Source organism: Maridesulfovibrio salexigens DSM 2638 (genome assembly GCF_000023445.1).
Taxonomy (GTDB): Bacteria; Desulfobacterota; Desulfovibrionia; order Desulfovibrionales; family Desulfovibrionaceae; genus Maridesulfovibrio; species Maridesulfovibrio salexigens.
In genome coordinates this window covers 3509039-3520824 of sequence record NC_012881.1, presented here as the reverse complement: position 1 = coordinate 3520824, position 11786 = coordinate 3509039, and the positions used below count along the sequence as shown (strand labels likewise).

The following is an 11786-nucleotide window of genomic DNA, read 5'->3' as shown; positions in this document are numbered from 1 at the left end:
TTAACGCGTTTGTAGCTTTCGTGAATTAATATCGTTTTAATGAGTATGTAGGCTTTTAAGATTGAGGAAGATTTTGCCCTTGTAATATGAAATACATTCAGGAGTGAACAATGTCTTTTCGTAAATTGGCTAATTATGCGCTTATGGCAGGTCTGGCCGGACTTATGCTTGTCGGGTCCGGTTGTGCTGCAAAAAACAGCGGAATTCAGGTCGGCCCGCGTCCTTACTATCTTGTTAATGATCTGGATGATGGTAAATTGAAAACCGAGTTGAAAAAGAATCAGGATGCCCCCTTGCAACGCACCGATTTCTCTATTGGTCATCGCGGAGCATGCATGCAGTTTCCCGAACACACCAAAGAATCATACGAAGCCGCGGCCCGTATGGGAGCGGGAATTTGCGAGTGTGATGTAACCTTTACAAAGGACCGTGAACTGGTTTGCCGCCATTCACAGTGTGACCTTGCAACAACTACTAATATTCTGCTTATCCCCGAACTGGCCGCCAAGTGTAGCCAGCCTTTTCAGCCTGCTGAGTACGATCCGGACGGAAAGTTGATTAAGCCTGCCTCCGCCAAATGTTGTACCAGCGATATAACCCTTGCCGAGTTCAAGCAGCTTCAGGGTAAGATGGATGCTTCCAATCCTAAGGCCCGTTCAGTTGCAGAATTTCTTGATGCCACTCCCAGCTGGAGAACCGACCGCTATTCCGGCACCGGAACTCTTATGACCCACGCCGAAAGTATTGAACTTTTCAAAAAACTGGGCATGAAGATGACTCCTGAGCTGAAAGAACCCAGCGTAGCCATGCCGTTTCAGGGTGATTACACCCAGCAACAGTATGCGCAGCAGATGATCGATGAATACAAAGCTGCTGGTGTTGAACCGAAAAATGTATTTGCCCAGTCCTTTAATCTTGAGGATGTTAAGTATTGGCTCAAGAACGATCCGGATTTCGGTAAGCAGGCAGTCTTCCTTGATGACCGTTACGATGACAAGGGCTTTGATTACCAGAACCCTGCGACATGGTCTCCGTCCATGAAAGATTTGGTTGCCGATGGCGTAAGAATTATCGCTCCTCCGTTGTGGATGCTGGTGACAGTTGAAAACGGCAAGATAGTTCCTTCTGTCTATGCCAAGGAAGCCAAGGCCGCAGGATTGGATCTTATTGCCTGGTCGTTTGAACGCTCCGGTCTGCTGAAGAATGGTGGTGGTTGGTACTATCAGTCTGTAAAGGACATCGTCACAAAGGATGCAGATACTCTGGTTGTGCTGAACGTTCTTGCGGAAGATGTGGGCGTAATCGGCGTATTCTCCGATTGGCCCGGTACTGTTACCTACTTCGCCAATAAGAAAGGCTTGAAGTAGTTTTTGATACATATAGCCTGAACTGAAAGGACGTCCTTCGGGGCGTCCTTTTATTTTTAACTCATCCAAAAAGCTGATTGCTCTCCATTCTGACTCTGGTAAATTCTAATTATACAATTTATGGAGGCTTATATGAAAACTATCAAAGTAACCATATTCTCAGACTATATTTGACCCTATTGCTACATCGGCAAAGGTATTGTCGAAAAATTGCAGCAGGAATTTGCCAAAGACCTGATTATTGATGATGAATGGCTGCCCTATGAAATCCATCCCGATACTCCTGCGGGAGGCGTGCGCCTTGATGAGTACTTCCCCGGTATGAATACAGCTCTGTTTTTCGAGGAAATTAATCAGCGTGCAAAACGTTATGAATTATTCTTCGGGCCGCAGGAAGTGATGAGCAATTCCCGGCTTGCACTTATGGGCGGGGAGTTTGCCAAGGAACATGGCCGGTACCATCAATATCATGAGGCAGTGTTCAAAGCCTTCTTTACTGAGTGCCAAAACATCGGTGATATGGCCGTTCTGTTGGATGCTGCTCGTGAGTCTGGTCTTGATGAATCAGCTTTCAAGGAAGCATTGGGGCAGGGCGTGTACTTAGCCAAGTTGGAGGAAACCACTCAGCTGGCCCGTGATAAATGGGTCAATGCTGCTCCGACTTTCATAATAGAAGGGCATGGCAATGTGACCGGAGCCTCGTCTATGGACAGTTTCCGGGAAATTTTTGCCAAGCTGAGCAACAAGCATTAATAGAGAATTCAGTTTTACGAAAAATTCACACCACTCAAGGCAAAGTCTGTTTCAGTGCAGGGCGGACTTTGCCTTTTTTGTTTGCATAATATTAAGAATGAAAATTTTGTTAATTCATCATTTACCTTTTGCTAGCTTCTATTTATGGAGTCGCTGCCTTGGCTGATTTAAGGTCAAGCCAGATTTTGTGCTTTGTTTTGGAGTTAAATATGTTTTTCAGATCTTTACGTTTGCTTTTCATGATAGCCGGCATGGTTGGATTGCTTTTCATAAGCACCGGATGTTCCGTAATAGCCTATTCTGATTTTGAGCCCGAGAATCCTTATGATGACCTACCCAAATCCTCCGTTCCGGAAGTGATGGGACTCAATCTCCTTTCCAGTGATCATTGCTAGCCTCCAATCTTGTCCCGTATTTTCATATTGAAACAATGTTGTAATCAAAACGGGGTCTTGTCGTAATTTATCTGTCAAGAATATCGCGCATATATTCCATGTCCGAGGGGAGGACTAATCAAGTATACAAGGAGTTGTACTATGGAAAGACGCGAATTTTTGAAAATGGGTATTGTCACCGGGGCTGCTGTAGCTGTTTCTGCAATGCCTGCGATGGCAGAAGCTTCCTACACTGAGTTTACAATAAATGAATGTATGAAACTTACTCCGCAGCAGATGGCTGAGAACTCTGGTGCGGTCATGGAGTCATGGAAGTATATTCAGAGGCAGGCCGGGAGCATCAAGAACCCCAAGCTTCGTAAAGCAGTGCAGGAAATCATAGCTAATCCTGCTCCCAAACTTATGAGTGCTGTTTCCGGTCGTAAGAAAGACGTTTATCGGAAACTTGAAAATAACGGTTGGCTTGGGGGTGTTTCTTATGATGCCTTCCTGCCTGAAAACGGTTCTTCCACTAAAGCCAACCAGCCATTCTACACTGCTCCCGGCAGTGGATACACCAGCCACCACAGCTATCCCGGCGGTCTGGCCACTCATACAGCACTGAACGTTGAAATGTCTTTGGCTCTCTACGACAACTACGCTAAAATTTACGGTTTCAATCTTGATCGCGATGTGGTTGTTGCTGCCCAGATCCTGCATGACCTGCATAAACCATGGGTTTTCCAGTGGCAGAAAGACGGCTCCAGCCGTAATGAGAACAAACTGGCCGGAACAGGTGAGCACCATGTTCTCGGTGTTGCTGAATCCATTGTGCGTGGATTGCCTGCCGAAGTATGTGTTGCACAGGCCTGTGCCCATAATCATCCCGGTTTTACCAAGGACGAAGAAGGTCCGGTCCGCTGGTTGAAGGCCGCAGCGATCATTGCTGATGTTGATCCGGTAAAATACGGCTTGCTTGCTGCTGACGGCAAGACTCTTCCTTTGCAGCGTAGTATGGAGGCATTTGTCACTCACCTCGGTGACCACGACTGGGTGCTGACTGTTCCTGCCGCAAAGTGGCTTATCCCGGCTATGGAAGAAATCGCCATGCAGGATTACGGTATGAAGAAGGCTGATCTCAAGTCTGCTAAGTTCCATGCTTTCCGTAACACTGTTTTCAGTCAGGCCACAATCATGACTCTTTACCACCTGATGCAGAAGGATGGAAAGGAAGCCCTGCGTAAGCAGGTTCATGCCATCGTAAAAGCTTAGATTTACGGCTATAAACGCTGAATAAAAAAAGGCGGTTGTCGATAATCGACAACCGCCTTTTTTTTCGTGACAATGAAAATCGTCTTAACTTTCCATATATTCGTGCAGAGCCTTGCAAAGCTGGTCAGCACAGGAGGTGTTTTTCTTGCCGCAGGTGATACCTTCAAGGGTCTCGATGATCTTGGGAAGTTCCATGCCTTCCACGAGGGCGGAGATTGCCTTGAGGTTGCCATCGCAACCGCCGGTGAAATTTACATAGGTAAGTTTGTCACCTTCCACTTTATAGCGGATCAGTTTAGCACAGACGCCTTTAGGGGTGAAAACATGGGTGTCCGCAGGTGCTTCAACTCCGCCGAGGGGAGTGAACATGGTCGGTTGAAGTGAGATGTTTTCCATTTCGTCCTCTGAATTTGATTAAAGTCATATCCGCTGCAGGATGCTGCGGGTAAAGTTGAATTGATTGTGCTGAAGGTTTTTCATCATGAAAATACGGGTCAGGTCAAGGGCCTTTTGAGCGTGCTTTGTAGCCTCAATTTTGACTTTTGCGACTTATTATGGAATTTCATAGCTTTGCTGTTTGGCAAAAAAAGAAAATTAAAATGAACCTAATATATGAGGGTGGGTGGCATGTTGAAAAGAATTGCTGACGGTCCCCTAAAATTATTTCCTGCATCTTTTCGTGATTATCCTGCACAGCTTCAGGTGGAAGTTACCACTCGTTGCAATATGAACTGCTCCATGTGTGTAAAATATGCACCCGAAAGCGATATTTCCGAAACGGATTTGAGCTTTGAAGATTTCAAGAAGCTAGGACCGGCCTTGGAACATTGCGAAAAGCTGGTCCTGAACGGGATCGGCGAGCCTTTGTTGCATCCTGATCTGGCGGCGATGGCATCCTTTGCCCGTGAACGCATGCCTGAGCGTGGTTCTATCGGCTTCCAAACCAACGGGCTGCTCTTCACGGATCAACGAGCCCGGGAACTGGTAGACGCAGGGGTGGATACCTTTTGTGTTTCTGTTGATTCATTGGATTCATCAGCCACTGAAGGGGAGTTGCACGGGCAGTCCAGTACAGACCGTCTGGCGCGAACATTTTCGCTTTTGAATCAGGCAGCGCAGGAGAGCGGTACAAAGATCAGGCTGGGCGCGGAATTTGTCCTTATGTCCGATACATACAGGCAGTTGCCCGATGTTCTCCGCTGGGCCGCCGGGCAGGGAGTTGAATTCATTCTTTGTTCTCATGTTCTCGCCTACCATAGATCCATGCAGGAACAATCCCTGTTCAACCCCAACACTCCAGCAGCGGTTGAGATTTTTGATAAATGGAAATCCATTGCCCGCGAACGCGGTCAGGATTTGCAGAACTATTTTGATTTTGTCTGGACTCCCGGACGAAGCATGAAACGGGAACAGCTTTTCGATTTGATTCGCGAAATGCGTGCTGAAGCTGAGCGCCGCAATGTCTGGATTAATCTGCGCAGCCTTGCTGATTGGGATCAGCGCAATCAGACAGAGGAATATCAGAAGTTAAGGGAAATATATGCCTGCTCGGAAAAGCTAGCCGAAGAACTGGGAGTAGAATTGCATTTGCCTCCCCTTATGGCCGAAAACGAATTACGATGTTTATTTATTGAAGATGGCGTTTCGTTTATAACCTCAAAGGGTGAAGTTTCGCCTTGTCAGTTTCTCTGGCACAGTTGCACCTGTTTTCTGGATGGCAGTGAAAAACTGCTCCGCCAGAAGAAATTTGGAAATATTGCTGAAGTTGATATTGATGAAATCTGGAGTTCTCTACCTTATAAAGCCTTTCGTGCCGAGGTCCTTGAATACGAATATCCCTATTGCTCAAACTGTCCCATGGTTCCCTGTGACGATATTATCGGGCGCAGCAATGAGTTTGAGGTTGATTGTCTGGGCGTGGAAGTGCCGTGCGGACATTGTCCTTGGGCTATGGGCGGGTTGAAGTGTTTAATGTGATCGCTTTTTTTGAAAATGAACATTAAATGAAAAAGGCGGCTCGTGTGAGCCGCCTTTTTTTATTCTTCGTTTTCGGAATCCCGTTCAGTTACGTAGAGTTCCACTTCTTTGCTTTTCATGAGGTCGCAGAAAACTTGCGGTGGACGCTTATCGGTGAATATTGCGTCGATTTCACCGAGGTCGGCAATGCGGACCATAGCGTTGCGGTTAAATTTGGTGTGGTCTGTGACCAGAAAGATGTTACGGGCGTTGTTGATGATTTCTCGGGCTACGCGAACTTCGTGGTAGTCGTAGTCGAGCAGTGTGCCGTCTTCATCTATGCCGGAAACACCGATAATACCGTAGTCCACTTTGAATTGTTTGATGAATTCAACGGTGGCTTCCCCGGTGATTCCCTTGTCTCGCTGGCGGACCATACCTCCGGCTACGATTACTTCGCAGTCATTATTGCTCATTGTCTGGGCAACGTTGAGGTTGTTGGTGATGATGCGTAGCGATTTGTGATTGGAAAGGGCTTTGGCTACTTCCTCGGTGGTTGTTCCGATATTAATGAACATGGAAGCATGTTCAGGAATATGTTTGGCAACCATTTCTGCAATGAGCCGTTTCTCTTGATGCAGGATATTTCTGCGTGCACTGTAATCAACATTTTCAACACTGGAAGCCCTGCCTGCTCCGCCATGAAAGCGTTGCAGTAGGTTGTTTTTACAGAGTTTGTTGATGTCACGTCTGATTGTCTGGGGAGTTACTTCAAAATGTTGTGCAAGGGACTCAATGGGAGTGAAGCCTCTTTCGTTTACAATGTTAAAGATTTCCCGTTGTCTTTTGGATAATGATTCGAGGTTGAACTTCATGCCTTTCTGTTTTCTTTTTTGTCTTTCAGTCAAACCGACCGCTCCTTCCTTTCGCCACCGAACAATTTTATTTATATAATGAGAGACTTCGGTATTTTTTGGTTCTTTTTCTACCCAAAGGTATTCATTTCATGTAAAATGAAAATTGATCGTTAATAAGTTTTCTTTAGCAGCACTCGCGCCCACAAGCAAGGTAAACCATTTCCTTTTCTTAAACTTGAGATTGCAGCAGTGATCATTTTGCTTTTTATAAACGAAAAAATGGTAATCTGAAAGATATTAAATGGTTTTGATTGCTGATTCTAAGTAATAAGTGTTCTTTTTTGATTCACTGATCGAAAATGTATTTTTAGGCGTAAGGTCTGGGTTTTATTTTCTTTTTATATAAAAGTCTTGCAAAATGAAAATAAATTCTTGTCATATTGTTTTCAATATGTCACATTTTGTTCAAAAGCGAAACGGAAAGAGGTGGTTTAGAAATTTTCGGCGTTTCGTTTTTACATTATGATGTGAGGGAGGAATCCGAACTCTCGAGAGTTTTTTGCTTCGATTTCGGGTTCATAAATTCATTACAATTTTTATCCACCGTTCGCGGTCGGTTTATAGAGTGGGTGTTGCATGAAACGTTCAGATTATATTCAGCAGATGGAAGATAGCTCAAAAGTCTGGGATTTCATTATTATAGGTGGTGGTGCTACCGGTCTCGGTTCCGGTCTTGATGCTGCTGCACGTGGTTATTCCGTTCTTCTTCTTGAGCAGGGCGATTTTGCCGAAGCTACTTCCAGCCGTAGTACTAAAATGGTTCACGGTGGTGTTAGATACCTCGCTCAGGGTAATATTTCCCTGGTTATGGAAGCCCTGTACGAACGCGGAATTCTCAAGCAGAACGCTCCGCACATGTGCTACAACCAGAAATTCATCGTTCCCGACTACAAATGGTGGGGTCTTCCCTACTACGGCATCGGCCTGAAATGCTACGATATGCTGGCTAGAAAATACAGCTTCGGTCCTTCCCAGATCTTTACTAAAGGTAAAGTTATGCAGGAAGTCCCCGGTGTTCTCGCCAAAGGTCTTAAGGGCGGCGTAACCTACCATGACGGCCAGTTTGACGATGCCCGTCTTGCTCTGACTCTTGCCCGTACCATGGCAGATATGGGTGGTTCTCCAATGAACCACACTAAGGTTACCGGTCTGGTTAAGAACTCCACCGGCTACGTCTGTGGTGTTCAGGCAGAAGATAAGCTGTCCGGTAAGAGCTACGAGCTCAAAGCCAAAGCTGTTATCAACGCTACCGGTATTTTCACCGATGACGTTATGAACATGGATAACCCCGAGCATAAGAAACTGATCGCACCCAGCCAGGGTATTCATATCGTTATCGATCGTGAATTCCTCGGTGGTGAAACCGGTATCATGGTTCCCAAGACCGATGACGGCCGTGTAATTTTCTTCGTGCCCTGGCACGGTAAGGTAGTTGTCGGTACCACTGATACCGCTCTTGACGGTGTCTGCATGGAGCCCAAGCCCCTTGAAGAGGAGATCAACTTCCTCGTTGAGCACTCCGCTCGTTATCTTGCCAAGGCACCTACCCGTGCTGATGTTCGCAGTGTTTTCACCGGTATTCGTCCCCTTATCGCAGCAGGTGATTCTGAATCCACCTCCGCACTTTCAAGGGATCATTACCTGACTGTGTCTCCCAACAAACTGCTGACTATTGCCGGTGGTAAATGGACCACTTACAGACACATGGCTGAAGACTGCATTGATAACGCAATCCAGATGGGCGGCCTGCCTTTCCGTCCCTGCGTGACCAAGAACGTTAAGCTGCACGGTTACACTGAAGAGTTTGATCACAACGATCACATGCATGTTTACGGTAGCGAAGCTGCTGAAATCATGGCTCTGGCTGAAGAATCTCCTGAGCTTGATGCGCGCATGCATGAAAGACTGCCTTACTCTTGGCTTGAAGTTGTCTGGGCTGCCCGTCACGAATGGGCTCAGACTGTCGGCGATGCTTTGTCCCGCAGGACCAGAGCTCTGATCATTGACGCAAAAGCTGCTAATGAAGTTGCTCCTAAGGCTGCTGAAATTATGGCTAAAGAGCTTGGTAAAGATGAAGCTTGGGTCAAAGAACAGGTTGAACAGTTCCAGGAGCTGGCTAAGAACTACATTGTAGACTAACATATAATATATTGCGATTTACCGGGTTGGGTGTTGATGTACCCCTACTGCATCAACACCCGTCCTGACTATTGCATGAACATATTTAGCACTGTTTTTAGTGCACTATATTCTCCAAAGAACGATGGGGGGCTTCCCTACCCCCGTCACCACTTCCCTTTGCCGTCGGTCGCCTGGGCCGACGGCTTCTTTTTTTTCAATAATGTGCAAAAAAATAGTGTGCCCATGTTGGAAATCGAGTATATTCCATTTCAATTTCTTTACACAGGTGTTCATTTAGCATGCAGAAGTGCTTACATGGAATCGTTTGTGTTAACGGTATTGCGTCTTTTTCGTTTCAGGTAAAAGAGGTGAAGATGTTGTTATGTGTCACAAAACCCGTGCTGCTGGAGGGTAAGGAGGTATTAGAAGAGAAAATATATTTTGGAAATAGATGTTGCAACTGTTTAATATCAAACTATTTTTGCTAAACCGAAAGTCTAAAGTGAAAATTTCTTTTCGATTTTGAACATTATGGGGTTGATTTTTTGTTTGTTACAAAATAGTGTTAGCTCATAGGAAATGGAAAAAGCGTGAGATACATTCGAGCGCGAGGTGGTATTCGTTTCCGAAAAGAAACGAATTTGTGTTTTAACTGCTTTAAGAGATGTGGGAGTGATTATGAGTCCTTTCTTAGGCGAATTAATTGGTACAATGATTCTTACCCTTTTCGGTTGCGGCGTAGTTGCCAACTGCCTTCTTGAAAAATCCAAAGGCCAGAACGGTGGCTGGATTGTCATCACTATGGGTTGGGGTATGGCAGTAACATTTGCAATCTACGTAGCTGGTAAATATTCCGGCGCACACATCAACCCTGCTGTTACCATCGGTCTTGCTGCCGGCGGATATTTCCCCTGGGCAAGTGTTCCCCTCTACGTTGCCGGCCAGATGATCGGCGCATTCATCGGTGCAGTAATCTGCTACTTCACCTACAAATGCCACTGGGAACCCACTCAGGATGCTGGCCTGAAACTGGCTGTATTCTCTACCGGCCCTGCTATCCGCTGCACCGGTGAAAACTTCCTCTGCGAATTTATCGGTACCTTCTTTCTGGTATTCATCATCCTCGGTATCGGCGCCAACGAATTCTCTCAGGGCCTGAACCCCCTGGTTGTAGGTTTCTTCATTCTCGCAATCGGTCTTTCCCTTGGTGGTCCCACCGGTTACGCTATCAACCCTGCTCGTGACCTCGGTCCCCGTATTGCTCACGCCATCCTGCCCATTCCCGGTAAAGGCGACAGCGACTGGGGATACTCCTGGATTCCTGTTGTAGCACCTATCTGCGGTGGTGTTGCAGGTGCTCTGGTTTACAAAGCTCTTGTCGGCTAAATCTCACGATTGATAGATAGAATTTAAATGATAATACGGGGTGAAGTCATGCTTCACCCCTAATTACCAAAAGGGGAAATTTAAAAATGGAAAAGAAATACGTACTTTCAATTGACCAGGGTACTACCAGCTCTCGCGCAATCATTTTCGACAAAGCTGGACAGATTCAAAAAGTTACCCAGAAAGAATTCACCCAGATTTTTCCCAATCCGGGTTGGGTTGAACACGACGCTATGGAAATCTGGTCTTCTGTCCAGTCCGTAGTTGCTGAAGCCCTCGCCGACGTTCCTGCTGCAGAAATCGCAGCTATCGGTATCACCAACCAGCGTGAAACCACTGTTGTTTGGGACAAGAATACCGGTAAGCCCGTTTACAACGCAATCGTATGGCAGTCCCGTCAGACCATGGACATCTGCAACGAACTTAAAGAAAAAGGTCTTGATCCTATCGTTCGTGAAAAAACCGGTCTGCTTATTGATGCATACTTCTCCGGCACCAAAGTAAAATGGATCCTCGACAACGTTGAAGGTGCTCGCGAAAAAGCTGAAGCTGGCGACCTCCTCTTCGGTACCATTGATACCTGGCTGGTTTGGAAGCTCACCGGCGGCGCAGTTCACGTAACTGACTACACCAACGCTTCCCGTACTCTCATGTACAACATCCACGAGCTCAAGTGGGACGAAGAAATTCTCGAAGCTCTTACTGTTCCCGCTTCCATGCTTCCCGAAGTTAAGCCTTCCTCTGAAGTATACGGCAATACCCACAAAGATAAGTTCCAGGGCATGGAAATCCCCATTTCCGGTATGGCCGGTGACCAGCAGGCTGCTCTGTTCGGTCAGGCTTGCTTTGAAGAAGGTATGGCTAAAAACACCTACGGTACCGGTTGCTTCATGCTCATGAACACCGGTGAAAAAGCAGTTCCTTCCAAGAACGGCCTGCTGACCACCATCGCATGGGGTGTTGACGGTAAAGTTGAATACGCTCTTGAAGGTTCCATCTTCGTAGCAGGTTCCGCTGTTCAGTGGCTGCGCGACGGTATGAGAATGTTCCGTGACGCTAAAGATTCCGAACTCTACGCAACTCGCGTACAGAGCTCCGAAGGCGTTTACATGGTTCCCGCATTCGTAGGTCTCGGTGCTCCTTACTGGGATTCCGAAGTTCGCGGTGCAATGTTCGGTCTGACCCGCGGTACCACTAAAGAACATTTTGTTCGTGCTACCCTCGAGTCCCTCTGCTACCAGACCAAAGACGTTCTTTCCGCAATGGAAGCTGACTCCGGTATCGAGCTGGCAAAACTCCGTGTTGACGGCGGCGCAGTAGCTAACGACCTGCTGCTCCAGATCCAGTCCGACTTCCTCGGTGTTCCTGTTGAGCGCCCCATGTGCATCGAAACCACCGCTCTCGGTGCTGCTTACCTCGCAGGTCTGGCAGTTGGTTTCTGGGCAGACAAAAACGACATCAAAAAGAACTTCGGTATCGACCGTGAGTTCGATCCTAAAATGGAAGAAACAGAAGCTGCAAAGCTGTACGAAGGCTGGCAGAAAGCTGTTGAAGCTACCATGGCTTTCAAATAGTAGAACATACGCAGCTTAACCGCTGTATCTCACTGTATATAAGAAAGGCCCCGTTCTCGGGGCCTT

Annotated in this window: 10 protein-coding genes; 8 read left to right on the top strand and 2 right to left on the bottom strand. The window is 46.7% G+C overall.

All coding sequences use genetic code 11. The features are described from left to right. Nucleotides 1-110: 110 nt before the first annotated feature. The 4 genes from DESAL_RS16055 to DESAL_RS16040 all read left to right on the top strand — a co-directional run bounded on the left by DESAL_RS16055 (nucleotide 111) and on the right by DESAL_RS16040 (nucleotide 3766). Nucleotides 111-1367: a glycerophosphodiester phosphodiesterase family protein gene (locus tag DESAL_RS16055; protein ID WP_015853027.1), complete on the top strand. Its 1257-nt coding sequence runs from the start codon at nucleotides 111-113 to the stop codon at nucleotides 1365-1367. 186 nt (nucleotides 1368-1553) lie between these two features. After that, on the top strand, nucleotides 1554-2120 hold the full coding sequence (locus DESAL_RS16050; protein WP_081434606.1) for a DsbA family oxidoreductase: 567 nt from the start codon (nucleotides 1554-1556) through the stop codon (nucleotides 2118-2120). 209 nt (nucleotides 2121-2329) lie between these two features. Continuing rightward, a complete protein-coding gene (locus DESAL_RS16045) occupies nucleotides 2330-2515 on the top strand; it encodes a hypothetical protein (protein ID WP_015853025.1) in 186 nt (61 codons plus the stop codon). Between the two features lie 141 nt (nucleotides 2516-2656). Beyond that, nucleotides 2657-3766, top strand: a complete 1110-nt coding sequence (locus DESAL_RS16040) for a hypothetical protein (protein ID WP_015853024.1) — start codon at nucleotides 2657-2659, stop codon at nucleotides 3764-3766. 84 nt (nucleotides 3767-3850) lie between these two features. Here the strand turns inward: DESAL_RS16040 and DESAL_RS16035 are convergent, their stop codons facing one another. Further along, complete coding sequence (locus DESAL_RS16035; RefSeq protein ID WP_041721960.1) at nucleotides 3851-4162, bottom strand: TIGR03905 family TSCPD domain-containing protein; 312 nt, start codon at nucleotides 4160-4162, stop codon at nucleotides 3851-3853. Nucleotides 4163-4393: 231 nt separating this feature from the next. On the opposite strand from DESAL_RS16035, the gene DESAL_RS16030 reads away from it, so the two are divergent. After that, nucleotides 4394-5743 carry a radical SAM/SPASM domain-containing protein gene (locus DESAL_RS16030; RefSeq protein ID WP_015853022.1) on the top strand — a complete coding sequence of 450 codons (1350 nt, stop codon included), beginning with the start codon at nucleotides 4394-4396 and terminating at the stop codon, nucleotides 5741-5743. A gap of 59 nt (nucleotides 5744-5802) precedes the next feature. On the opposite strand, the gene DESAL_RS16025 is transcribed toward DESAL_RS16030, so the two are convergent. Beyond that, a complete protein-coding gene (locus DESAL_RS16025) occupies nucleotides 5803-6630 on the bottom strand; it encodes a DeoR/GlpR family DNA-binding transcription regulator (RefSeq protein WP_015853021.1) in 828 nt (275 codons plus the stop codon). Nucleotides 6631-7215: 585 nt separating this feature from the next. On the opposite strand from DESAL_RS16025, the gene DESAL_RS16020 reads away from it, so the two are divergent. From DESAL_RS16020 to glpK, 3 genes are all read left to right on the top strand, one after another. Next, nucleotides 7216-8778 (top strand): glycerol-3-phosphate dehydrogenase/oxidase, encoded by a 1563-nt coding sequence (locus DESAL_RS16020; RefSeq protein WP_015853020.1) that lies wholly within the window; start codon nucleotides 7216-7218, stop codon nucleotides 8776-8778. Nucleotides 8779-9438: 660 nt separating this feature from the next. Continuing rightward, nucleotides 9439-10146: an MIP/aquaporin family protein gene (locus DESAL_RS16015; RefSeq protein WP_015853019.1), complete on the top strand. Its 708-nt coding sequence runs from the start codon at nucleotides 9439-9441 to the stop codon at nucleotides 10144-10146. 86 nt (nucleotides 10147-10232) lie between these two features. Continuing rightward, entirely contained in the window at nucleotides 10233-11720 is a 1488-nt protein-coding gene (glpK, locus tag DESAL_RS16010; RefSeq protein WP_015853018.1) for a glycerol kinase GlpK, read from the top strand. The last annotated feature ends 66 nt before the right edge of the window (nucleotides 11721-11786 follow it).

Excerpts from the sequence above, each read along its gene's own strand:
- DESAL_RS16055 (WP_015853027.1), top strand. The coding sequence starts at position 111 with ATGTCTTTTCGTAAATTGGCTAATTATGCGCTTATGGCAGGTCTGGCC.
- DESAL_RS16045 (WP_015853025.1), top strand. The coding sequence starts at position 2,330 with ATGTTTTTCAGATCTTTACGTTTGCTTTTCATGATAGCCGGCATGGTT.
- DESAL_RS16040 (WP_015853024.1), top strand. The coding sequence starts at position 2,657 with ATGGAAAGACGCGAATTTTTGAAAATGGGTATTGTCACCGGGGCTGCT.
- DESAL_RS16035 (WP_041721960.1), bottom strand. The coding sequence starts at position 4,162 with ATGGAAAACATCTCACTTCAACCGACCATGTTCACTCCCCTCGGCGGA.
- DESAL_RS16030 (WP_015853022.1), top strand. The coding sequence starts at position 4,394 with ATGTTGAAAAGAATTGCTGACGGTCCCCTAAAATTATTTCCTGCATCT.
- DESAL_RS16020 (WP_015853020.1), top strand. The coding sequence starts at position 7,216 with ATGAAACGTTCAGATTATATTCAGCAGATGGAAGATAGCTCAAAAGTC.
- DESAL_RS16015 (WP_015853019.1), top strand. The coding sequence starts at position 9,439 with ATGAGTCCTTTCTTAGGCGAATTAATTGGTACAATGATTCTTACCCTT.
- glpK (WP_015853018.1), top strand. The coding sequence starts at position 10,233 with ATGGAAAAGAAATACGTACTTTCAATTGACCAGGGTACTACCAGCTCT.